This window comes from Flavobacterium saccharophilum (assembly GCF_900142735.1).
In the GTDB taxonomy this organism is placed as follows: Bacteria; Bacteroidota; Bacteroidia; order Flavobacteriales; family Flavobacteriaceae; genus Flavobacterium; species Flavobacterium saccharophilum.
This window is the reverse complement of record NZ_FRBY01000001.1, coordinates 33,724-56,666: the sequence shown is the minus strand read 5'-3', so window position 1 is coordinate 56,666 and position 22,943 is coordinate 33,724. Positions and strand designations below refer to the sequence as shown.

General features: G+C 33.6%; 22 protein-coding genes. 19 read left to right on the top strand and 3 right to left on the bottom strand.

The window, feature by feature from the left end:
* Window positions 1-3 precede the first annotated feature (3 nt).
* The 4 genes from BUA98_RS00260 to BUA98_RS00245 all read left to right on the top strand — a co-directional run bounded on the left by BUA98_RS00260 (window position 4) and on the right by BUA98_RS00245 (window position 2,792).
* The gene (locus tag BUA98_RS00260; protein WP_072969686.1) at window positions 4-435 is read left to right on the top strand and encodes a deoxycytidylate deaminase; all 432 of its coding nucleotides are present in this window, start codon (window positions 4-6) and stop codon (window positions 433-435) included.
* Window positions 436-2,013: a S41 family peptidase gene (locus BUA98_RS00255; protein WP_072969685.1), complete on the top strand. Its 1,578-nt coding sequence runs from the start codon at window positions 436-438 to the stop codon at window positions 2,011-2,013.
* 18 nt (window positions 2,014-2,031) lie between these two features.
* On the top strand, window positions 2,032-2,397 hold the full coding sequence (locus BUA98_RS00250) for a nuclear transport factor 2 family protein (protein WP_072969684.1): 366 nt from the start codon (window positions 2,032-2,034) through the stop codon (window positions 2,395-2,397).
* A gap of 143 nt (window positions 2,398-2,540) precedes the next feature.
* Entirely contained in the window at window positions 2,541-2,792 is a 252-nt protein-coding gene (locus tag BUA98_RS00245) for a hypothetical protein (protein ID WP_244279155.1), read from the top strand.
* Between the two features lie 114 nt (window positions 2,793-2,906).
* Here BUA98_RS00245 and BUA98_RS00240 read toward each other — a convergent pair whose 3' ends face one another.
* From BUA98_RS00240 to BUA98_RS00230, 3 genes are all read right to left on the bottom strand, one after another.
* Window positions 2,907-3,512: an FAD-dependent oxidoreductase gene (locus BUA98_RS00240; RefSeq protein ID WP_072969682.1), complete on the bottom strand. Its 606-nt coding sequence runs from the start codon at window positions 3,510-3,512 to the stop codon at window positions 2,907-2,909.
* A 2-nt stretch (window positions 3,513-3,514) separates the two neighbouring features.
* Window positions 3,515-3,718 carry a hypothetical protein gene (locus BUA98_RS00235; protein ID WP_056187321.1) on the bottom strand — a complete coding sequence of 68 codons (204 nt, stop codon included), beginning with the start codon at window positions 3,716-3,718 and terminating at the stop codon, window positions 3,515-3,517.
* A gap of 108 nt (window positions 3,719-3,826) precedes the next feature.
* Complete coding sequence (locus BUA98_RS00230) at window positions 3,827-4,405, bottom strand: MarC family protein (protein ID WP_026983494.1); 579 nt, start codon at window positions 4,403-4,405, stop codon at window positions 3,827-3,829.
* Window positions 4,406-4,840: 435 nt separating this feature from the next.
* Here BUA98_RS00230 and BUA98_RS00225 point away from each other — a divergent pair, with 435 nt between their 5' ends.
* From BUA98_RS00225 to BUA98_RS00155, 15 genes are all read left to right on the top strand, one after another.
* Window positions 4,841-5,413, top strand: coding sequence for a DUF3109 family protein (locus BUA98_RS00225; RefSeq protein WP_072969681.1), 573 nt, complete (start codon window positions 4,841-4,843; stop codon window positions 5,411-5,413).
* Window positions 5,414-5,746: 333 nt separating this feature from the next.
* On the top strand, window positions 5,747-6,724 hold the full coding sequence (locus BUA98_RS00220; protein WP_072969680.1) for a ribonucleotide-diphosphate reductase subunit beta: 978 nt from the start codon (window positions 5,747-5,749) through the stop codon (window positions 6,722-6,724).
* Between the two features lie 252 nt (window positions 6,725-6,976).
* Window positions 6,977-9,370: a ribonucleoside-diphosphate reductase subunit alpha gene (locus tag BUA98_RS00215; protein WP_072969679.1), complete on the top strand. Its 2,394-nt coding sequence runs from the start codon at window positions 6,977-6,979 to the stop codon at window positions 9,368-9,370.
* 199 nt (window positions 9,371-9,569) lie between these two features.
* On the top strand, window positions 9,570-9,917 hold the full coding sequence (locus BUA98_RS00210) for a type II toxin-antitoxin system RelE/ParE family toxin (protein ID WP_072969678.1): 348 nt from the start codon (window positions 9,570-9,572) through the stop codon (window positions 9,915-9,917).
* Window positions 9,901-10,206: a helix-turn-helix domain-containing protein gene (locus tag BUA98_RS00205; protein WP_072969677.1), complete on the top strand. Its 306-nt coding sequence runs from the start codon at window positions 9,901-9,903 to the stop codon at window positions 10,204-10,206. Before BUA98_RS00210 ends, BUA98_RS00205 begins: the two co-directional genes overlap by 17 nt.
* Before the next feature lie 366 nt (window positions 10,207-10,572).
* Entirely contained in the window at window positions 10,573-11,415 is an 843-nt protein-coding gene (locus tag BUA98_RS00200) for a prephenate dehydratase (RefSeq protein ID WP_072969676.1), read from the top strand.
* 117 nt (window positions 11,416-11,532) lie between these two features.
* Window positions 11,533-12,678: a pyridoxal phosphate-dependent aminotransferase gene (locus tag BUA98_RS00195; protein WP_072969675.1), complete on the top strand. Its 1,146-nt coding sequence runs from the start codon at window positions 11,533-11,535 to the stop codon at window positions 12,676-12,678.
* A gap of 169 nt (window positions 12,679-12,847) precedes the next feature.
* Window positions 12,848-13,708: a prephenate dehydrogenase gene (locus tag BUA98_RS00190; RefSeq protein ID WP_072969674.1), complete on the top strand. Its 861-nt coding sequence runs from the start codon at window positions 12,848-12,850 to the stop codon at window positions 13,706-13,708.
* 12 nt (window positions 13,709-13,720) lie between these two features.
* The gene (locus BUA98_RS00185; protein ID WP_026983484.1) at window positions 13,721-14,803 is read left to right on the top strand and encodes a bifunctional 3-deoxy-7-phosphoheptulonate synthase/chorismate mutase type II; all 1,083 of its coding nucleotides are present in this window, start codon (window positions 13,721-13,723) and stop codon (window positions 14,801-14,803) included.
* A 301-nt stretch (window positions 14,804-15,104) separates the two neighbouring features.
* Complete coding sequence (gene rsgA, locus BUA98_RS00180) at window positions 15,105-16,088, top strand: ribosome small subunit-dependent GTPase A (RefSeq protein ID WP_026983483.1); 984 nt, start codon at window positions 15,105-15,107, stop codon at window positions 16,086-16,088.
* 30 nt (window positions 16,089-16,118) lie between these two features.
* The gene (locus BUA98_RS00175; protein WP_072969673.1) at window positions 16,119-16,481 is read left to right on the top strand and encodes a four helix bundle protein; all 363 of its coding nucleotides are present in this window, start codon (window positions 16,119-16,121) and stop codon (window positions 16,479-16,481) included.
* A gap of 35 nt (window positions 16,482-16,516) precedes the next feature.
* A complete protein-coding gene (gene dtd, locus BUA98_RS00170) occupies window positions 16,517-16,969 on the top strand; it encodes a D-aminoacyl-tRNA deacylase (protein ID WP_072969672.1) in 453 nt (150 codons plus the stop codon).
* Between the two features lie 63 nt (window positions 16,970-17,032).
* Window positions 17,033-18,940 carry a DUF3857 domain-containing protein gene (locus BUA98_RS00165; protein WP_072969671.1) on the top strand — a complete coding sequence of 636 codons (1,908 nt, stop codon included), beginning with the start codon at window positions 17,033-17,035 and terminating at the stop codon, window positions 18,938-18,940.
* Window positions 18,941-18,944: 4 nt separating this feature from the next.
* On the top strand, window positions 18,945-20,969 hold the full coding sequence (locus tag BUA98_RS00160) for a DUF3857 domain-containing protein (RefSeq protein ID WP_072969670.1): 2,025 nt from the start codon (window positions 18,945-18,947) through the stop codon (window positions 20,967-20,969).
* A 3-nt stretch (window positions 20,970-20,972) separates the two neighbouring features.
* The gene (locus BUA98_RS00155) at window positions 20,973-22,943 is read left to right on the top strand and encodes a DUF3857 domain-containing protein (protein ID WP_072969669.1); all 1,971 of its coding nucleotides are present in this window, start codon (window positions 20,973-20,975) and stop codon (window positions 22,941-22,943) included.

Sequence of the window (22,943 nt, the reverse complement as noted above, 5' to 3'; positions counted from 1 at the left end):
TAAATGGATTTAAAAAAAATAAATAAGTACGATAAAGCGTACCTTCGTATTGCAAGAGAATGGGGTTCGCTTTCTTATTGCAAACGTAAACAGGTTGGCGCCATTATCGTAAAAGACCGTATGATTATTTCTGATGGATACAACGGTACACCATCCGGATTTGAAAATTGCTGCGAAGACGACGAAGGATTAACCCGTTGGGAAGTTCTCCATGCCGAAGCAAATGCAATCCTAAAAGTAGCCCGATCAACACAATCTTGTGAAGGTGCTACTTTATATATTACACTTTCACCCTGTAAAGAATGTAGCAAATTGATACATCAATCCGGGATAAAGAGAGTGGTTTATCAAAATGGATATCGCGACGATGCCGGAATTCAATTTTTATTAAAAGCAGGTGTAGAAGTTGAACATCTTCCTGTTTTAGAAGAGTAAATGAAATTTAATTCGAAATATTTGCCAATCGTAATCGGAGCGACTTTTGCTCTCGGAACTGTCCTCGGAAGCCTAATGAACGCTCCCGTTGATGACGGACTTTTGGCTAAAAATTACTCCAAAACAAAACTCAATAAACTGATTGATTTTATCAATAATGAATATGTCGACAGTATCAATACAGATTCAATTGTAAACCTGACAGTTGATAATATCTTATCCAAATTAGATCCGCACTCTGTTTATATTCCACCAAGCGAACAGGCTGAAGTGGCAGAAAGCATGAAAGGTGATTTTGTTGGAATCGGAATCAATTTTTATATGTATAAAGATTCGGTTGCGATCATAAAACCAATCGAAAATGGCCCTTCGGCGAAAGCCGGAATAAAATCAGGAGACCGAATTTTATTTGCCGGAAAAACGAAATTATATGGACGGAAATTGCCTTCAGATAGTTTGTTTTCGAAGTTGAAAGGATTGCAGGGTTCTGAAATTGAATTAACCGTTTTTAGAAAATCGGAACAAAAGAAACTGAAGTTTAAAGTAAAAAGAGATGTTATTCCGATAAAAAGCGTTGATGCTTCTTTATTACTTGGAAATAATGTCGGTTACATCAAAATAAATCGTTTTGCCGAGACTACTTTTAATGAATTCAAAACCGGTTTAACAAGATTAAAACAAAGCGGGATTCAGTCGCTTGTAATCGATCTTCGTGATAACGGCGGTGGTTATATGGAAGAAGCGGTTGCTATTGCCGATGAATTTTTGAAAGACAAACAATTGATCGTTTTTACTAAAAATAAAAACGGAACAACAGAGAAAACATACGCCACAAAAGCCGGAAGTTTTGAAACCGGAAAAGTGTATGTTTTGATTAATGAAAACAGTGCCTCTGCAAGTGAAATTTTGGCAGGAGCATTACAAGATAATGATCGTGGAATTATTGTGGGGCGCCGTTCTTTCGGAAAAGGTTTAGTGCAACGCGAAATGGATTTCAATGACGGATCTGCTGTACGTTTAACGGTGGCAAGATATTACACACCAACCGGAAGATCAATTCAAAAACCGTATAAAAAAGGAAACGAAGAATATTTTAAAGAATCAGAATCTCGTATAAAATCAGGCGAACTTTATGCTAAAGACAGTATAAAAGTAGCCGATTCGTTAAAGTTTAAAACGCCAAAAGGTAAAATTGTATATGGGGGCGGTGGAATTGTTCCCGATGTTTTTGTTCCGATGGAAGCAGAGCACGGAAATGAAAATGTTGGTTATTTGCTTCAAACCGGAGTAGTCGGACATTTTGTTTTTGAAGAATTGGATAAAAACCGAAAAGCTTTTGCCGGACTTAAGTTTAATGAGTTCCTGGCCGAAATGAAAAACTCGGATGTTTATTTCAAGAAATTCAAAAACTATATTTTCATGACGGGTCTGGATTTGAAATTAGACAAAACCAAACCTTTAGTGAATCGTTATATTACTGCTGAATTTGCCAGACAATTGTATGGTGAAATATATTACTACGATGTGATTTTGAAAGAAGATGCCATGATTAAGGCAGTTCAGAATCCGAAAAAATAACGCTCAAAACTTTTTAATATGAAAATAGAAGCCGTTGTAACTGCTGAAATTGAACTTTTGACAGCTATTAAAAATGCTGATGTTTTGTTTTTAGAAAAAATCCTCCACGACGATTTGCTTTTTAATTTACCTGATGGAAATACGATTACAAAAGAATTTGATTTGGCTACTTATCGTTCAGGAAGAATGAAAATTGATGCCCTCGAAGCGGCAGATCAAACTATAAATCTTATTGGTGATACGGCTGTAGTTGCAGTTACAGTTTCATTGAGAGGATCATTGGATAGTAATCCTATAAATGGTGTTCTTCGGTACATCAGAGTTTGGAAACAATTTGATGAAAATTTAAAAGTTATTGCGGGAAGCTGCATTCAATTACAATAAATAATAATAATTTATTAAAATATAATGTAACGAATCTTAGCTGATATAGTGCGAGATTTGTGGTTAAATATATAATATGAAAAATCTAAAAAAAATTAAGCTTTCTATTCGTTTTAATGACTTTTGTAATTTCTTGTAAAACTATGAAAGATAGCAGTTCTAATACAGTTACCGGAAAAGTAGATTCAATAGAAGCTGGAAAAGATGGTTATACAGCTAAAATTTCTACAGCTGCCAAAGAAGTGTATTTCGCAACAATCAGTATTGTAAATGTTGGCGGTCCTGAAAATTACAAACAATTAAAAATTGGAGATAATGTTTCTGTAAAAGGAGAAATCTGGAAAACAGAAGATGAAAAACATATTAAAGTAACTGAGATTGTTTCAGTAAAATAATAAGTAAGAAATAAAAAAAATAAACCATTAAGAGATTAAGTCTATTAAGCGCAAAGTCTTAATTTTTCTTAATCTCTTAATGGTTTAATTATATAAAAACTTATGTTTTAAATTTTATCGAATACTGTCATGAGCATGCGTCTGTATGCCGTTATTCCATAAAGTCAGAATATCTGTAGCAACAGCAGCACCGCTTCCTGCAGCGATAGCTAATTGGCTTCTCCAGCCGGCTAAAGTTCCAATAACATAAATACCATCGGTCACTTTATGATCGTCGTTTTTAAGCTGAATGCGTTGTTTTTCGGGAAGTGCTTTTTTGTGCGGTTCAATATACTGCATTAAACCTTCAATGTCGAAAGTATTGGCAGAACCAATTCCGATAACAATACTTTTAGTTTTGTATGAATTTTTATTTGTAGTCACAGTAAATTCAGGATAAGTACCTTCAATTTTGACTACTTTCTCGTTTGGAATCTGAGTAATGTGAGGATAAGTCATGGCCAGATCCTGTGTACTTTCTACAAGTAATTCAGATCCTAATTTACCAGGAGTTATTCCGTATGCGTTATAGAAGATCGCTTCCTGCAGTGAAGAATTCTTTTGATGGGTAAAAATTCCGATTTTTTTATCGGTAACAAAAGTTTTGTTTTTGGCAGAACCTAAAACGAGAGCACAAGACATGCCTGAAACGCCTCCGCCAATAATGAGAACGTCAAACATAATTATCTGTTATCGTGCATTTTTTCTTCAATTCTTTTTGAAATTCTAAAAATCAAAAGAATCAATACTGCGCAAAATGCTGCTGCGATTCCAATAAGCGCTACACCACTATCTCCCTGAAAAGGATTTTTAAAGTCTAATTGCGTAATATTAAAAACAATTAAGGCTAATGCTAAAAGCACTAAGATTGAAGTAAAGATTTTCATAATGGTTGTTTGTTTGTCTAAAAATTAAACTAAAACTCTATGCATATTGTAAATATGTTAAAAGTTCTATTTTAGAAATTTTATGGGGTAAATTTATAAAAATATCCGTTAGACGAACAAACCTTTAACATTAGCAGCGAATAATTTAACAGCAATTGCTAAAAGTATGACTCCAAATGTCTTGCGTACTACTCCAAGTCCGTTTTCTCCTAATAAATTTTCTATTTTTTTGGATGATTTCAAAACAATGTATACCAAGATAATATTCAACAATATTGCTATGATAATATTTATCGTATGAAATTGAGATCGAAGTGAAAGTAAAGTCGTCATTGTTCCTGCTCCGGCGATAAGAGGAAAAGCCAATGGAACAATAGAAGCTGATCCAGGTTCTTCATCGCGATAAATTCGGATACCTAAAATCATTTCCAATGCTAAAAAGAATAATACAAAAGATCCTGCAACGGCAAACGAATGCACATCGATTCCAATAAGATTAAGCAAACCTTCGCCGACAAAAAGAAAAACAATCATAATCATTCCGGCAACGATTGAAGCTTTTTCCGATTCAATGTGTCCCACTTTTGCTCGTAAATTGACAATAATTGGAATAGATCCTACAATATCAATTACAGCAAAAAGCACCATTCCAACAGTAATAATTTCTTTAAAGTCGATTTCTAACATATTAGTTTGATTTTAAGGGTTTAAAATTTTTGCAAAGGTAGATAATAAAGATAGGTGTTTTTTGAATACAATGCATTATTGTTATAAAAACACGTTTATAGTGTTAAAAAAGTGATATTTGTAACAAATGGTCATTTGTACCACGGAGATTCGCAAAGGTTAATTGTTTTTTACCACAGAGTGACACAAAGCTTTTCACAGAGTTACACAAAGATTTCAATAAGTTAATCTCAAATTTCGTGAACTTAAACTTCGCGCTGCTCTGTGAAAAACTCTGCGAATCTCTGTGGTACAATTTCTTTGCGAAACTCTGTGAAAAATCTTTGTGTCACTCTGTGGTAAAAATATTACCACGTAATGCAGTGAAATTTAATCTCATTTCATCTGCTTTCTTTGACTATCTTTGCACTTTATAAATTACAGTACTTTATTATCATGTTTCAATTAGGGAAAACCATTATTTCAGAAGATATTCTTGAAAAAGAATTTGTGTGCAACTTGTCAGCTTGTAAAGGAGCCTGCTGTGTTGACGGAGATGCCGGTGCGCCTTTGAGTGAAGCTGAAACTAAAATTCTGGAAGAAATTTACCCGAAAGTAAAACCATTTTTACGAAAAGAAGGAATCGCTGCGATCGAAGCGCAGGGAACCTGGGTAAAAGGAACTGATGGTGATCTTGAAACACCATTAATAGATGAAAAAGATTGTGCTTACGTTATTTTTGACGGAAAAACGGCCCTTTGCGGAATCGAGCAAGCTTACAATCAGGGAATCGTAGATTGGAAAAAACCCGTTTCTTGTCATTTATACCCAATCCGTGTGAAAGACTTTACCGAATTTGCCGCGGTGAATTACGACAAATGGGATATTTGCGATGATGCCTGTTCTTTAGGAAAAGAATTGGAAGTTCCGGTTTATAAATTTGTCAAAGAAGCTTTGATTCGCCGTTTTGGTGAAGACTGGTATTTGGAACTTGAAAAAGTAGCCGAAGAGCTTAAAAATTCGAAATAATTAAAGGGCTATAGTTACCGCTTTAAGAGGATATATTTTAACTCAAAAAATAAAGTTTTAACTCAAAAAAAACTTTTTAAAAACAATTAGAATTTCTTGCTTATTATTCCAAAAAGTCTATATTTTACAGGGGCTTTAGCGGTAAATGACTATATTAAATAGCTCATTTACAAATATTTAAATATTGTCTGAAAAGTATCTCATTTTTTAGGCGTTGTTAAAAACTACATCGAATTGTGAATAAGTTTGGCTTTCATTTTTGGCTACAAATGACAATCTTTGTAATCGTTCTGAATAAGTAAAAATTCAGCATAAAAATTAAATAAAACAGTCATGTCACAAGTCGAGCCAATATTACAAGAAAATAAAAATCGTTTCGTTATTTTTCCTATCAAACATCATGATATTTGGGAATGGTACAAAAAGATGGAAGCTAGTTTTTGGACTGCGGAAGAAATCGACTTACACCAGGATTTGACAGACTGGAATAATAAATTAAGTGATGACGAAAGATATTTCATTAAACATATTTTAGCGTTTTTTGCTGCATCTGATGGAATCGTAAATGAAAACCTTGCTGAGAATTTTGTAAATGAGGTACAATATGCTGAAGCGAAGTTTTTCTATGGTTTCCAAATCATGATGGAGAACATTCATAGTGAAACCTATTCATTATTGATTGATACTTATGTAAAAGATGAAGCTGAAAAAGCAGAGTTATTCAATGCATTGGAAGTTTTTCCTGCAATTAAGAAAAAAGCAGACTGGGCTTTAAAATGGATCGAGTCAGATTCATTTGCTGAAAGACTAATTGCTTTTGCTGCAGTTGAAGGTATATTCTTCTCTGGTGCTTTTTGTTCTATTTATTGGTTGAAAAAACGTGGTTTAATGCCAGGTTTAACTTTCTCTAACGAGTTGATTTCTCGTGACGAAGGTGTACACTGTGATTTTGCAGTGCACTTGCATAATCATCATTTGATTAACAAAGTACCAAAAGACAGAATTAAAGAAATCATCGTTGATGCTTTAGATATCGAAAGAGAATTTGTAACAGAATCGCTACCGGTAAGTTTAATTGGAATGAATGCGACTTTAATGACGCAATACTTAGAATTTGTTGCAGACAGATTGTTAGTAGAATTAGGTTGTGATCGTGTTTATGGATCAGCGAATCCGTTTGATTTCATGGATATGATTTCTCTTCAGGGAAAAACTAATTTCTTTGAAAAACGTGTTGCCGAGTATCAAAAATCAGGTGTTATGAACACAGACAGCGATGCTCAGAAAATTTCATTTGACGCAGATTTCTAGACAACAAAATATTTTAGCGACTCCAAAAACGCTAAAAGAATAAAATCATTTTTTTAAGATTGAATCTCTTTCCCAAATCGTAGATTCAGTAACAATTTTTTGCATTTTCGATCTATTTCATAGGTCGGAAGCAGACGACTATTGAGGATTCGATAATTCTCAAAAAATAATTTAAAAACACGCAATGTTTAAGGGCTGGAATTCGTTTTCTAGTGTCTTTCATTTTTTCAATAACTAATAAATAGTAAGCTTATGTATGTAGTAAAAAGAGATGGCCACAGAGAGCCCGTAATGTTTGATAAGATTACAGAAAGAATCAAAAAATTGTGTTACGGCTTAAATGAGCTTGTAGATCCTGTTAAGGTAGCCATGAGAGTTATCGAGGGATTGTATGATGGGGTTTCTACTTCTGAACTGGATAATCTTGCGGCAGAAACGGCGGCTTCTATGACTATTGCGCATCCTGATTATGCACAATTAGCAGCGCGTGTGGCAATTTCGAACCTACATTCAAATACTAAAAAATCTTTCTCAGAAACGATGAAAGATATGTATCACTACGTAAATCCAAGAAATGGACAAGAAGCACCATTACTTTCAGATGAAGTATTTAAAGTGATTCAGGAAAACGCTGCGTTTTTAGATTCTCATATTATTTACACAAGAGATTTCAATTACGATTACTTTGGTTTCAAAACTTTAGAGCGTTCATACTTACTTAAAATAAACGGAAAAATCGTAGAAAGACCACAACATATGTTGATGCGTGTTTCTGTTGGTATTCACTTAGACGATTTACAATCGGTTATTGAAACGTACGATTTAATGTCTAAAAAGTTCTTCACGCATGCAACGCCAACGTTGTTTAATGCAGGGACTCCAAAACCTCAAATGTCTTCTTGTTTCCTTTTGGCAATGCAGGATGATAGTATTGACGGAATTTACGATACTTTAAAACAAACGGCTAAAATCTCGCAATCAGCTGGAGGAATTGGTCTTTCTATTCATAACGTTCGTGCGACAGGATCTTATATTCGTGGTACAAACGGAACTTCAAACGGAATCGTACCAATGTTGAGAGTTTTCAACGATACGGCTCGTTACGTAGATCAGGGTGGTGGAAAACGTAAAGGAAGTTTTGCGATTTACATCGAAACCTGGCATGCTGATATCTTTGAGTTTTTGGATTTGAAGAAAAATACAGGAAAAGAAGAAATGCGTGCAAGAGATTTATTCTTCGCCATGTGGACTTCAGATTTATTCATGAAACGTGTACAGGAAGATGCTAGTTGGACATTAATGTGTCCGAATGAATGTCCTGGATTATACGATGTTTACGGAGAAGAATTCGAAACGATGTATTTGGATTATGAATTTAGAGGAAAAGGTAGAAAAACCATTCGTGCACGTGAATTATGGGAGAAAATCCTTGAATCACAAATCGAAACAGGAACACCTTATATGTTGTACAAAGATGCAGCAAACCGTAAATCGAACCACAAGAATTTAGGAACAATTCGTTCTTCTAACTTGTGTACTGAGATTATGGAGTTTACTTCTAAAGATGAAATTGCGGTTTGTAACCTGGCTTCTATTTCGTTGCCAATGTTTATTGAAAACGGAAAATTCGATCACCAGGCACTTTACAATGTTACAAAACGTGTAACGCGTAACTTGAACAAAGTAATCGACAGAAACTATTACCCGGTTAAAGAAGCTGAAAACTCAAACTTACGTCACCGTCCGGTTGGATTGGGAGTACAAGGTTTGGCAGATGCTTTTATCATGTTGCGTTTACCGTTTACAAGTGATGAAGCTAAAGTATTAAATCAGGAAATTTTCGAAACTTTATACTTCGCAGCTGTAACCGCTTCTATGGAAATGGCGAAAGAAGAAGGACCATATTCTACATTTGAAGGTTCTCCAATGTCTAAAGGAGAATTCCAATACAACATGTGGGGAATGAAAGATGAAGAATTATCTGGTCGTTGGGACTGGGCTTCATTAAGAAAAGAAGTTGTAGAGCACGGAGTTCGTAACTCATTGTTAGTTGCTCCAATGCCAACTGCTTCGACTTCTCAAATTCTTGGAAACAACGAAGCATTTGAACCATATACATCAAACATTTACACACGTCGTGTATTGTCTGGAGAATTCATTGTAGTAAACAAACACTTACTTCATGATTTAGTAGAAAGAGGTTTATGGAATGAGACTTTGAAACAAGAAATCATGCGTCATAACGGATCTGTTCAAAATATTGATGTGATTCCACAAGATTTAAAAGAATTATACAAAACAGTTTGGGAAATGTCGATGAAAGATATTATCGATATGTCTCGTCAAAGAGGTTATTTCATTGACCAATCACAATCTTTGAACTTGTTCATGCAAGATGCCAACTATTCTAAACTAACGTCAATGCACTTCTACGCTTGGCAGTCTGGTTTGAAAACAGGAATGTATTACTTGAGAACCAAATCAGCAGTTGATGCGATTAAATTCACATTAAACAACGATAAAAAAGAAGAAACAGCTCCAGCTTTAGTTGCAGAAACTGAAGAGATCAATATTGAGGAATATAAAGCGATGTTGCTTAAAGCACAAGCTGCAGGTCCTGAGGATTGTGAGATGTGTGGGTCTTAATTTTCTTTTAGAAGAAAGATAATAGAGTAAAGAGGAGAGATTTATTCTTTAATTTATAGAAAGCAGTTATTGTAATGATAGCTGCTTTTTTTTGGTTTAAAACTATTTTATGTAGCTTTTTTCGTATAATTGTAGCCTTAAGTGGAATTTAGAAAAAATTATAGTTTCACTTTAGGACAACTTTTATATATTTGCTATTATGAGTAATAATCAAAAGATTAGAACTGTTATTTTTTTTAATAATTACTTTAGAGATTTTTTTATAAAACAACGAGATAAGGTTCGAGCTAAAATTGTTTGGACAATTGACTTAATTGAGGAATTCGAAAGAGTTCCTGAAACGTATTTAAAATATATCGAAAATACCGATGGACTTTATGAAATTAGGGTAAAACAAGGAAGCGATATTTTTAGAATCTTTTGTTTTTTTGACGAAGGAAAATTAGTTGTATTGGCTAATGGATTTCAAAAGAAAACTCAAAAAACACCAAAGATCGAAATTGAAAAAGCACTAAAAATAAAAAAGGAATATGAAAACGAAAAGTAAAAATATTACCACTTTAGAAGAGTTTAAAGAAGAACATTACGGTAAAATAGGAACGCCAAAACGGGATGAACTCGAAGCCGGTTATGAAAATTTTAAAATTGGAGCAATGATTCATGAAGCAAGACTTCAAAAAGGAATGACTCAGGAACAACTAGCAGAAAAAGCAGGAACAACAAAATCTTATATTTCCAAGATTGAAAATAATGTAAAAGAAGCTAGATTTTCTACACTTCAAAAAATAGTAGAAATTGGTTTGGGAGGACATTTAGAGCTATCGATTAGATTATAATTATCTAAATTCTTAGCACCTTAGCACCTCAGAATCTTAGCACCTCACTAAAAACCAATTGCCTAAATCGCATTTTAAGACCTATTTATTAAATTATCCTACAAAACCAATAGATTTTGTTAAGAAATCCTTTTTTGTTTCATAAAATGCATTATTTTTTTTGGTGCGCTAAAAATAATTTATACATTCGCAGAGAATTTAAATAATAACACAAACAAAATGGCATCTAACCGTTTTTATTTTAGCAACTCTTTTTATTTCTTCTTTAGTAGAAGTGAGGATTGTGCTATGGTTATTTGAGAAATATAAAAGACAAATAAAACTAATATACAATCCTGATGAAAATCAGGATTTTTTTTTGAATATATGACAACTAAAATTGCAATACAAGGTATAAAAGGTTCTTTCCATCATCAGGTAGTGAAGGAGTATTTCTCTGAAAATGTGGCTATTGATGAGTGTTTGTCTTTTGAAGAATTAATTGACAGCCTTCTTTCAGGAAAATCGGATCAGGCAGTTATGGCGATTGAGAATTCGATTGCAGGTCCAATTATTCCGAATTATGCTTTGATTGACAAGAACAATTTACACATTATTGGAGAGCATTATTTAAGCATTCACCAAAATTTAATGGCTTTGAAAGGTCAGAAAATTGAAGATATAAAAGAAGTTCATTCGCATCCAATGGCCATTTTACAATGTATGGATTTTTTGAAACAGTATCCAAACATCAAATTGGTTGAAGATAAAGATACAGCTGAAACTGCCAGAAGAATTCAGGAAAAACAATTAACCGGAATCGCTGCAATTGCAAGTAAAACAGCATCTGAAATGTATGATTTAGAAATCATCGCTCCGGAAATCCAAACGATCAAAAACAACATGACTCGTTTTGTGATTATTAAAAAACAGAATTCATTTTTGCCTGAAAACGAAATCAACAGAGCTTCAATCAAATTTGAATTAGATCACAAAAGAGGAAGTTTAGCAGCGGTATTAAATGTAATGAGCGATTGCAAACTGAATTTAACAAAGATTCAATCGCTTCCAAAAATTGAAACACCTTGGAAATATTCGTTTTTCGTAGATGTAACATTTGAGAAATACGAAGATTTTGCAAAAGCCAAAACGTTACTAAATATAATGGCAGAATATTTCAAAATTCTGGGAGAATATAAAAACACGAAACCTTTGAGTAGCGAGTCATAAAGTTGGAAAGTCGAAAGTCTTAAAGTCCAAAAAAGCTTAGAGCTTACTGTCTAAAGCAAAAATAAAAGTTTAAAAAGAGCCTAAAGCTTACAGCTTAAAGCCTAAAGCAAATAAAAAATGATTACAACAGCAAAAAGATTAGATACAGTTGAAGAATACTACTTCTCCTCAAAATTGAGAGAAGTTCGTCAACTAATGTCTGAAGGAAAATCTATCATCAATATGGGAATTGGAAGCCCTGATTTGAGTCCGTCGAAAGCAGTAATTGAAGCGGTTGCCGCGGCAATTCAAGATGAAAACGGGCATGGTTATCAGAGCTATCAGGGATTGCCGGAATTGAGAAAAGGAATGGCAGATTTTTATCAGAATCAATTTGGTGTTGCGTTAAATCCGAATAACGAGATTTTGCCTTTGATGGGTTCGAAAGAGGGAATTATGCACATTTCGTTAGCCTTTTTAAATGAAGGCGATCATGTTTTAATTCCGAATCCAGGTTACCCGACGTATACTTCGGTAACTAATTTGGTTGGAGCAGTTCCGGTTTATTATGATTTGAAAGAAGCAAATGCATGGGAACCGGATTTTGAAGCTTTAGAAAAATTAGATCTTTCGAAAGTAAAAATTATGTGGCTGGGTTATCCGCACATGCCAACAGGTGCGAGAGGAAGTTTAGCGTTATTTGAAAAATTGGTTGCTTTTGCTAAAAAACACAACATATTATTAATCAACGACAATCCATATAGTTTTGTTTTGAATGATAACCCGATGAGTTTATTGCAGGTGGATGGAGCTAAAGAAGTAGCTTTAGAATTGAATTCATTAAGCAAAACTTTCAATATGGCAGGCTGGAGAGTTGGAATGGTTTTAGGAAATCCTGAAATTATCGATGCAGTGCTGAAAGTAAAAAGCAACATGGACAGCGGAATGTATTACGGAATTCAAAAAGGTGCAATTGCAGCGTTGAATTGTGATAAATCATGGTTCGAAGAGCAAAACAAAATTTACAGACGCCGTAGAGAATTAACGGAGAAATTAGCTGAAAAGTTAAATTGTAAAGTGTATAAAGAAGGAGTTGGACTTTTTGTTTGGGCAAAACTTCCGGAAGGGATTGAATCAGCAGAAAAGTTCATTGACGAAATATTATACGAGAAACATATTTTCATTACACCGGGAACCATTTTTGGAAGTAACGGAGAAGGTTATATCAGATTCTCATTGTGTGTGAAAGAAGAAAAAGTACAAGAAGCGATAGATCGGTTTTAGATTAAAGATTTTAGAAACAAGAGACAAGATTTTTTAATAGTCTGAAAAATAAAAGATCTTGAAAGAACGAGAGGCCCTAGCCCTGATAGAAGTGGAAATCCTTTTGCGCCGGGGTTCGGCGGAAAAGATTGAAACGGATAGCAGGAATTTGCTTCTAATAAAAAGAATTATGAAAGTATACGTAATAGGAATAGGGTTAATAGGAGGTTCGATGGTGCTGGACATCAAAGACCAACATCCGAACGCGACTATTTTTGGGATTGACAGCAACGAAAAACATTTGCAGGAAGCAATTGATTTGGGGGTTATCGATCAGGCAGGAAACTTTGAAGATTTGGCTGAGGCCGATTTTGTAATTGTTTCGGTTCCGGTTGATGTGGCGTTGGTTGTTTTGCCAAAAGTATTGGATTTGGTTGGAGATAAAACAATTGTTTTTGAAGTGGGTTCGACTAAAAAGCCAATTTGTGATGCAGTTGCCAATCATCCGAAAAGAAGAAATTTTATCGCAACGCATCCAATTGCAGGAACAGAGTTTTCCGGACCATCAGCGGCGATAAGAGGTTTGTTCAAAGGAAAGACAAACATTATTTGCGAAGTGGAAAAAACCACTTTTAAACTGCAGGAAAAGGCATTACAGCTTTTTAGCGAAATTGGAATGAGGATTCGATATATGGATCCGACTTCGCACGACAAACACATTGCTTACGTTTCGCATTTGTCGCACATTAGTTCGTTTATGCTTGGTAAAACGGTAATGAACAAAGAAAAAGACGAACAGGATATTTTTGATATGGCGGGAAGTGGATTTGAAAGTACCGTTCGTTTAGCAAAAAGTTCTCCGGCAATGTGGACGCCGATTTTTAAGCAAAACAAAGAACACGTCATTGAAACATTAGAAGAATATATTTCAAATCTCAGTCGGTTTAGGGATTTGCTAAAAGAAGAAAATTACAATGCCATTTTTGAAGAAATGGAAAGCACAAATAAAATAAAAGAAATACTAAACGGATTAACAACAACTAAAAAGTAAATTAGAATTAAGATGGAAAATAAGAAAGAAATGAGAAAGTGGTTAGAAGATTTCAATTTAAATCACCCACTTGTGATAGCTGGACCTTGTAGTGCAGAAACGGAAGATCAAGTATTAAAGATTGCTCATGAATTGAAAGATTCAAAAGTTAGTGTATTCAGAGCTGGAATTTGGAAACCAAGAACGCGTCCAGGAGGATTTGAAGGTGTTGGAGAAATTGGTTTAAAATGGTTACAAAAAGCTAAAAAAGAAACTGGTTTATTGATGGGAACTGAAGTTGCGACTGCAGCTCACTGTAAATTAGCTTTAGAACATGATATCGATGTTTTATGGGTTGGTGCTCGTACAACTGCAAACCCTTTCGCAGTTCAGGAAATTGCTGATACTTTAAAAGGAACTGACAAAATTGTTTTGGTTAAAAACCCAGTAAACCCGGATTTAGCTTTATGGTTAGGTGGTGTTGAGCGTTTACACATGGCTGGAATCGAGAAATTAGGAGTTATCCACAGAGGTTTCTCTACTTACGAAAAAACAAAATACAGAAATATTCCAGAATGGCAGATTGCTATCGAATTACAAAATAAATTCCCTGATTTACCCTTAATCATCGATCCATCTCACATTACCGGAGATCGTAAAATGATTTTTGAAGTAACGCAAGAGGCTTTAGATTTGAATTACGATGGTATGATTATCGAAACGCACTACGATCCGGACAACGCTTGGTCTGATGCTGCTCAACAAGTTACTCCTGATGCTTTGAAACAAATCATTAAAGATTTGACTATCAGAAAAACAGATGATACTACAGATGAGTACAGTTCAAAAATGACAAAATTAAGAGCTAACATCGACGTTTTGGATGCTAACTTATTAGAGTTACTAGGAAAACGTATGAAAGTTGCTGACGAAATTGGTCAGGTGAAAAAAGATGCAAACGTTGCGATTCTTCAAAACAATCGTTGGAATGAAATCTTAGGAAAAATGATTTTAGAAGGTGAGAAAAAAGGTCTTACTGAAGAATTCGTTTTGAGAATGTTCAAAGCTATCCACCAGGAAAGTATTGGTCACCAGGAAAAAATATTCAACGCATAATTTTTTCAAACATATAAGTGATATAAGTTAAGTTTAATTTTTTCTAAACTTTGTTATTTGGTTTTCTTATATCATAATTTTAAAAATAGATTGTTTTTTTAATCCCCATTTCTTCGAAAGAAGAGTGGGGATTTTTGTTTTATAATATATAGCCCACGGTTTCAACCGTGGGGACGTAATCAATAATCATAATCTTTATCCCCACGGTTGAAACCGTGGGCTATGTTTAAAATTATTCATTTATCTTTGCAAAGATTTAATTTCAATCTGAAATCTAAAATCAGCAATCTAAAATTAAAGAATGACAGGACTCGTATATAAATCTACAGGAAGTTGGTACACCGTAAAATCGGAACAAGGCGATTTTATAGAATGCCGTATGAAAGGGAAGTTTAGAATGAAAGGGATTAAAAGTACTAATCCTATTGCTGTAGGCGATATTGTCGATTATGAATTGGAAGAAACTTCAGATGCGGTAACCGGAACGATTTTTAATATTCACGAAAGAAAAAATTACATCGTTCGTAAATCGGTTAACCTTTCGCATCAAATGCATATTATTGCTTCGAATATTGATCGCGTTTTTTTATTGATCACGATTAATAATCCCCCAACGACATTCAATTTTATAGACCGTTTTTTGGTAACTGCCGAGGCTTACAATATTGAAACTATTTTGGTTTTTAATAAAATAGATACTTTTGATGAACCAACTTTGGAAGATCAATTGTATATGCAATATGTGTATCAGCAAATTGGTTACAAATGTCTTCGTGTTTCTTCGACTGAAATGAAAGGTGTTGACGAATTGAAAGAAATGATGATTGGCAAAGTAAGTATGTTCTCCGGACATTCAGGTGTTGGAAAATCGACTTTGGTCAATGCGATGGAACCTTCTTTACATCTTAAAACCAAAACCATTTCAGAAGCCAGTAAACAAGGCCAACACACCACAACTTTTGCTGAAATGTATGATTTGTCCTTTGATGCCAAAATTATCGACACACCGGGAATTAAAGGTTTCGGAATTGTAGATATGGAGAAAGAAGAAATCAGTGGTTATTTCCCTGAATTCTTCAAATTAAAAGACCAGTGCAAGTTTAACAACTGTTTACATAAAGAAGAACCACACTGTGCTATCAAAGCGGCTTTAGAAAGAGATGAGATCGCCTGGTCCCGTTATAATAGTTATTTGAAAATCCTCGAAGGCGATGAAGAAAATTATCGTACAGATACTTATGATGAGGATCGTAAAATTAGTGATGAAACAAGAAACCAGAAATAATTGTGAATTGTAAATGGTTAATTGTGAATTATGGCTGATAACGTTATAAAAACAAAATCTTTCAATTTTGCGTTGAGGATTATTAAATTGTTTCAGTTTCTAAATCAAGAAAAGAAAGAATTTGTTTTAAGCAAACAATTACTTCGCAGTGGAACTTCAATAGGAGCATTGGTTCGCGAATCCGAACAAGCAGAAAGCAAAAAAGATTTTATTCATAAATTAGCAATTGCACAAAAAGAAGCAAATGAAACGGATTATTGGTTAGAATTGTTGTTTCAGTCCGATTATTTAAATGAATCTCAATTCAAATCAATCAAATCTGATATTGTAGAAATCAATAAAATTCTAGCTTCAATCATAATCACAACGAAACAAAAATTGACTACAATCTAAAATTCACAATTAATCATTTACAATTAACCATTATTATGAAAGTTGTTCTTCAAAGAGTTTCACAAGCATCTGTAACTGTCGATTCTAAAATTATTGCTGATATTCAAAAAGGTTTATTAGTTTTAGTAGGTATTGAAGATGCCGATACTCAGGAAGACATCGATTGGCTGGTTGGAAAAATCATTAAAATGAGAATTTTTGGTGATGAAAATGACGTCATGAACTGCTCAGTTCAGGATATTGATGGTGATATTATAGTAGTAAGTCAATTTACACTTCATGCTTCTACAAAAAAAGGGAATCGTCCGTCATACATAAAAGCATCAAAACCCGAGTTTGCTATTCCAATGTATGAGAATTTCGTAAAATCTTTAGAAAAAGAATTTAATAAAAAAGTACAGACCGGAATTTTTGGTGCTGATATGAAAGTCAGCCTATTAAATGACGGGCCTGTTACGATCCTAATAGACAGTAAAAACAGGGAATAAAAAAAACTAAACAAATGTTAAGGATTTCTAAAAATAATATATATTTGAAGAAATTCCCTACTAATGAAAAGCCCTTTTTTTGCGTTGTTTTTTTTATTATTTAGCCTTATTTCTACTGCTCAAAAGAGCGATTTTTCTGTGTTAGGTATTGCAGATAGTCTTAAGGCAAATGCAGACGCTGTGGTGCGTTTAGACAAAATGGATATTGTCATTACTTCGCAACGCAGCATGAATATAAAAGTACAAAGAGTAGTAACGGTTTTTAACGGAACAGGGTTAAGTGATATCGATGCTTATCAGGGATATGATAAATCAACCTCAGTAAAAAGTATTGAAGCAATTGTTTATGATGCTTTTGGTAATGAAATCAAGAAAGTTAAAAGAAAAGATTTTAAAGACCAGAGCGCTGTCAGCGGAAGTACTCTTTTTTCGGACAATCGTGTAATTTTTTTAGAATATACTCCAGTTTCTTATCCTTTTACGGTGGTCTACAATAGCGAGATTGAAAGTTCAAATACAGCTTTTTTACCTCAATGGTATTTCTTGGGAGGTTATGCTGTAAGTATTGAGAAATCTGTTTTAAATGTTACTTTTCCTAATAACCTCGGATTCAAAAAGAAAGAATTCCATTTTTCGGGTTATACAATCAATAAAACTTTGGATACTGATACACAGGTAAGTTATGTTGCGACCAATATTTTAGCACAAAAATCTGAAGATTTAAGTCCTTCTCACAGAGATCTTTTTCCAAGAATTATGATGGGACTGGAAAATTTTCATTTAGAAGGTGTTGATGGTACAGCCAAAACCTGGGAGACTTTTGGTAAATGGTACAACGAAAAAATTCTAACAGGCACTACTGATCTGTCGGAAGAAACTAAAACTAAAATAAAAACGCTGGTTGGTGATGAAAAAGATCCAATAAAGAAAGCGAAGATTATTTATGATTTTGTTCAGAAAAAATCGAGATATGTAAACATTGCTATTGGTATTGGTGGATGGAAACCAATGCTTGCGACCGATGTAGATCGTTTAGGATATGGTGATTGTAAAGCCTTGTCAAATTATACCAAAGCACTTTTACAGGCAGTTGATGTTCCTTCGTATAATACTATTTTATATGGAGATCGTTACAAGTCTGATATTCAGTCTGATTTTGTCTCCATGCAGGGAAATCATATGATATTGGCAATCCCTAATGGAGATAACTATACTTTCCTGGAATGTACAAGTCAGGATGATCCGTTTGGTTATCAGGGAACTTTTACAGACGATCGTGATGTTTTAGTAGTTAAGCCGGATGGAGGTGTAATTGTCAGAACAAAAATTTATGAAGATAAAGGGAATTCCCAATTGGATAAAGGTGTGTATGCCATTGATGAAAATGGGAATTTTTCAGGTTCAATTTCGATAATTTCAGAAGGTTCGCAATATAGTTCAAAACAAAGACTCGAAAGTTTTCAGCCAACAGAAAAAGAATCATATTACAAAAAATACTGGGACAATATCAATAATTTGAAACTGGGGAAAATCGCTTTTTCAAACGATAAGGAGAATATTCGTTTTACGGAAGATATTCAGGTTAGTGCCATAAGTTACGCATCGCTATCAGCAAATAAAATGATTTTTGCAATTGATGCTTTTAATCAGAATACCGGAAATATTAAGCGAATCAGAAACAGAAAGAATCCTTTTCAGGTTCAGCGTGGTTATTTAGATACCGACGAAATAGAAATTAATCTTCCAACTGGTTTTACCATCGAATTTTTGCCTTCAAACTATGAGCTGAAAGGAAAATTTGGAGAATATAAAACTGAAATAATCAAAAAAGAAAATAATAAACTCCTTTACAAACGCTCCATGTTTGTAAATAAAGGTAAATATTCAAATAAAGAATATGACGAGTATCGCCTTTTTATGGAGCAAATAGCAAGAAATGATAACGCCAAAATTATACTAACCAAAAACTAACTCAATGAAATTAATCAAACTTTTTTGCCTCTCAGTTCTCTCCTTATTCTTTTCGAGAGTAGCGGCGCAGGAATTTAAACTAGGAAAAGTATCTATAGCCGAATTAGAGCAAAAAGTACATCCAAAAGATTCATCAGCGGCAGCTGCTATCTTGTATAAAAAGGGAAGTTCCAGAATTGAATATAATCAGAATGACGGTTTTGTTACGGTTACAGATGTCGAAACAAGAATTAAAATCTATAAAAAAGAAGGATACGATTGGGCTACCCATGAAGTTTGGTATTATAACAATCCTAACTTGTCTGAGAAAGTATCTTTTAATGATGCTGTTACTTATAATTTAGTTAATGGTAAAATTGAGAAAACTAAAATAAAAAGTGAAGGGATGTTTGATGAAGTTTTAAATAAATTCAGAGGACAAAAAAAAATAACAATGCCTAATGTTAAAGAAGGCTCAGTTATAGAATTTAAATATACAATTAGAAGTCTTGCCAGGATGATCAGAGAATGGGATTTTCAAACCAGTATTCCTGTGAATTATTCTGAGTTTACAACATATATCCCGGAGTATTACACTTTTAACTCTCAACAAAAGGGCTATGTTTTTCCTAAAGTAACTGTCGAAAAAAATAGTAAATCGATCGTGTTAAATTCTAAAGAAAGAGTTTCTTCAGGAGGTTTTGGAGGAGGAGTTACAAAAACAGAATTTTCTACGGATAAAATAGATTACATGGAAACAAAAACCACTTATATCGCGGAGAATTTTCCAGCAATAAAAGACGAGGCTTTTGTAAATAATATTGAAAATTATACTTCCAGTGTTCAATATGAATTGTCTATGGTGAAATTTCCAAATGAAACAATTAAGTCTTATTCTACAGATTGGAATTCAGTTGCAAAAACAATCTACGATTATGATACTTTTGGACCCGAATTAAATAAAACAGGTTATTTCGAAGAAGATTTAAAAACGGTTTTAGCAGGTAAAAACACAACTGATGAAAAAATATTAGCGATATTAAACCATGTAAAATCGAATATAAAGTGGAATAAATATACTGGTTACGATTGCGATCTGGGAGTCAAAAAAGCTTATAAAGAAAAAACGGGAAATATTGGTGATATTAATTTAATGTTGACTGCAATGTTGCGTTATGCAGGCTTAACAGCAAATCCGGTTTTAGTAAGTACACGAGCTAACGGAATTGCATTGTTTCCTAACAGAACTGCTTTTAATTATGTAATTACGCATGTAGAAACACCAGAAGGAAGTGTTTTACTAGATGCTTCTGATAAATATTCGGTTCCAAATGTTTTGCCTTTTCGAACTTTAAATTGGTATGGAAGATTGATACGTAAAGACGGAACTTCCGAAGAAGTGGATTTAATGCCTAAGAAATCATCAAATGATATGGTTTTTATGAATTATAGTATTGATGCTGAAGGTAAAGTTACAGGTAAAACAAGAAGACAATGTACAGATTACAATGCCTTGATTACAAGAGATAATATGGATGGGGTTGTGCAAGAAGAATATTTGGAGAAATTAGAAAATGAGAATAATAAAATTGAAGTTAGTGAATATGAAAGAAAGAATGAGAAAGATATTTTATTGCCAATGATCGAGACGTATACGTTTTCCGGAAATAATTTGTGCGAAATGATTGGCGGAAAAATTTATGTGAATCCTATGCTGTTTCTTACGAATAGAGAAAATCCATTTAAACAGGAAGTAAGAGAATACCCGGTAGATTTTGGATTCCCATTTACTGATAAATATAATATCACAATTAAAATACCGGAAGGTTTTATGGTTGAAACATTACCAACACCAGCTGTAATTACAATGGAAGACAATATTGGTACCTTTAAATTTAATATTGTGGCAAATGGCGGAACCTTACAATTAGTAGTTTCACATCAAATTAATGAACCAATCGTGTCAACCGAAAAATATGAAATGCTAAAAGAATATTATAAAGGGATGGTTGCAAAAGAAACTGAGAAAATAGTTTTAAAAAGAATATAAAAGATGGGATTACGTTTAATAATTGTCTCAGCTTTATTGATTTTGGGGACTTCAAAAGTCAATGCCCAAAATTATGAGTTGGGAAAAGTTACGATTGCTGAATTACAAGAAAAATCGAATGCAAAAGATACAGCGGCTCCGGCCGCTATTTTGTTTAAAAAAGGAAGAACCTTTTTTACCTACACTGAAGGGAAAGGGCTTGTAGCAAATAATGTCTATGAATTCAGAATTAAAATTTATAAAAAAGAAGGATTGAAATGGGCAAATCAGGAAGTTTCTTATTATGTAGGGTATGAGAATCTAAATGATGATACTGTAAAATTTTCTAATGCAGCAACATACAATTTGGAGAATGGCGAAATTGTAAAAACAAAATTGAACAGTGAGGGAAGTTTCAAAAATAAAATAAACAAGTATTGGAACCAGGCTACTATCACTTTGCCAAATGTAAAAGTAGGTTCGATTATAGAGTTCAAATATGTTTTGAAATCAGAAAATTTAGTCAGACTTCCTGATTTTGATTTTCAGTATAATATTCCAGTCAATTATTTCGAATATAAAACTGAAATTCCGGAATTCTTTATTTATAAAACGTTACTTGTCGGAAATTTAAAAATAGAAACTAACGCAGAAGTGGTTTTGAGTAGCCAGGTATTTGCAAGTGGTTACAAACAGATTAATAGTTTTTATACTTCAAAAGATATTCCGGCGCTTAATGAGGAAAGATTTGTCGATAATATAAATAATTATAGGGGGTCAATTCAAAATGAATTAGAAAAGGAAAGATATCCCGATAAACCAGCTATTAATTACACAAAAACCTGGGAGGGAGTCGCGACCTCAATCTATAAGAGTAAAGATTTTGGGGGTGAACTGAAACAAAAGGATTATTTTTCAGCAGATCTTAAAGAGATTTTACAGAAGACAGATTCTAAAAAAGAACAGTTAAACTTGATTTTTCAGTTTGTTCAAAACAGGATGAATTGCACTGGAAAGAGAGGGTATTTTGTAGATAAAGGTGTTGTAAAAGCATACGAAGAAAAGTCTGGAAATGTTGCTGAAATCAATTTTATTTTGATTTCGATGCTTAAAACAGCCGGAATAGACGTAGGCCCTGTTTTAGTAAGTACAGTCGAAAATGGTATACCTGTTTTTCCAAATAGAACTGTTTTTAATTATGTTATTGGTGTAGCGGAAATTGATGGACAGAAAATCTTGTTGGATGCTTCAAATAAGTTTACAACGCCTAATATTTTGCCATTGAGTCTTTTAAATTGGAAGGGCAGACTTATCAAGGAAGATGGTACGTCTCAGGAAATTGATCTTATCCCTAAAATCACTTCAAAAGAAAATTATACAATAACAGCTAGTATAAATCCTGCTTTGGGTGAAATTGAGGGAAGGTTGCGAATCAAGAAAACAGATTATGATGCTTTTCGATTTAGAGAAATAAACTCGAATGATAATGAGGATTCTTATTTGGAAAAACTAGAGAATGATTTGGGTAAAATTGAGATCGAAGACTATAAGATTGAGAATAAAACAGGGGATTTATCAAAACCAGTTCAGGAGGAATTCAATTTTAAGGCAAGAAATTCGTTTGATCTTATCGGTGGAAAAATATTTTTAAGGCCGATACTTTTTTTTACTGATGGCACTAATCCGTTTAAGCAGGAAAAGAGACAAATGCCTGTGTATTTCGGATACCCTGGTCAGGAAACATATAACGTGTTTTTAGATATTCCGGATGGTTTCGTTGTTGAATCGCTTCCAAAGCCAATGCGTATTGTAACAGAAAACAGAGATGCTTCTTATACAATGAATATGATTTCTGAAGAAAGTAAAATACATATTCAGGTTACGAAAGAAATTAATAAATACATTTTTGCTACTGACGATTACGATATGTTAAAAGAGTTCTTTCAAAATATAATAGCAAGTCAAAATGAAAAAATAGTTTTAAAAAGAATCTAG

Coding starts and splice junctions, on each gene's coding strand:
- BUA98_RS00260 (WP_072969686.1), top strand. CDS start 4: ATGGATTTAAAAAAAATAAATAAGTACGATAAAGCGTACCTTCGTATT.
- BUA98_RS00255 (WP_072969685.1), top strand. CDS start 436: ATGAAATTTAATTCGAAATATTTGCCAATCGTAATCGGAGCGACTTTT.
- BUA98_RS00250 (WP_072969684.1), top strand. CDS start 2,032: ATGAAAATAGAAGCCGTTGTAACTGCTGAAATTGAACTTTTGACAGCT.
- BUA98_RS00245 (WP_244279155.1), top strand. CDS start 2,541: ATGAAAGATAGCAGTTCTAATACAGTTACCGGAAAAGTAGATTCAATA.
- BUA98_RS00240 (WP_072969682.1), bottom strand. CDS start 3,512: ATGTTTGACGTTCTCATTATTGGCGGAGGCGTTTCAGGCATGTCTTGT.
- BUA98_RS00235 (WP_056187321.1), bottom strand. CDS start 3,718: ATGAAAATCTTTACTTCAATCTTAGTGCTTTTAGCATTAGCCTTAATT.
- BUA98_RS00230 (WP_026983494.1), bottom strand. CDS start 4,405: ATGTTAGAAATCGACTTTAAAGAAATTATTACTGTTGGAATGGTGCTT.
- BUA98_RS00225 (WP_072969681.1), top strand. CDS start 4,841: ATGTTTCAATTAGGGAAAACCATTATTTCAGAAGATATTCTTGAAAAA.
- BUA98_RS00220 (WP_072969680.1), top strand. CDS start 5,747: ATGTCACAAGTCGAGCCAATATTACAAGAAAATAAAAATCGTTTCGTT.
- BUA98_RS00215 (WP_072969679.1), top strand. CDS start 6,977: ATGTATGTAGTAAAAAGAGATGGCCACAGAGAGCCCGTAATGTTTGAT.
- BUA98_RS00210 (WP_072969678.1), top strand. CDS start 9,570: ATGAGTAATAATCAAAAGATTAGAACTGTTATTTTTTTTAATAATTAC.
- BUA98_RS00205 (WP_072969677.1), top strand. CDS start 9,901: ATGAAAACGAAAAGTAAAAATATTACCACTTTAGAAGAGTTTAAAGAA.
- BUA98_RS00200 (WP_072969676.1), top strand. CDS start 10,573: ATGACAACTAAAATTGCAATACAAGGTATAAAAGGTTCTTTCCATCAT.
- BUA98_RS00195 (WP_072969675.1), top strand. CDS start 11,533: ATGATTACAACAGCAAAAAGATTAGATACAGTTGAAGAATACTACTTC.
- BUA98_RS00190 (WP_072969674.1), top strand. CDS start 12,848: ATGAAAGTATACGTAATAGGAATAGGGTTAATAGGAGGTTCGATGGTG.
- BUA98_RS00185 (WP_026983484.1), top strand. CDS start 13,721: ATGGAAAATAAGAAAGAAATGAGAAAGTGGTTAGAAGATTTCAATTTA.
- rsgA (WP_026983483.1), top strand. CDS start 15,105: ATGACAGGACTCGTATATAAATCTACAGGAAGTTGGTACACCGTAAAA.
- BUA98_RS00175 (WP_072969673.1), top strand. CDS start 16,119: ATGGCTGATAACGTTATAAAAACAAAATCTTTCAATTTTGCGTTGAGG.
- dtd (WP_072969672.1), top strand. CDS start 16,517: ATGAAAGTTGTTCTTCAAAGAGTTTCACAAGCATCTGTAACTGTCGAT.
- BUA98_RS00165 (WP_072969671.1), top strand. CDS start 17,033: ATGAAAAGCCCTTTTTTTGCGTTGTTTTTTTTATTATTTAGCCTTATT.
- BUA98_RS00160 (WP_072969670.1), top strand. CDS start 18,945: ATGAAATTAATCAAACTTTTTTGCCTCTCAGTTCTCTCCTTATTCTTT.
- BUA98_RS00155 (WP_072969669.1), top strand. CDS start 20,973: ATGGGATTACGTTTAATAATTGTCTCAGCTTTATTGATTTTGGGGACT.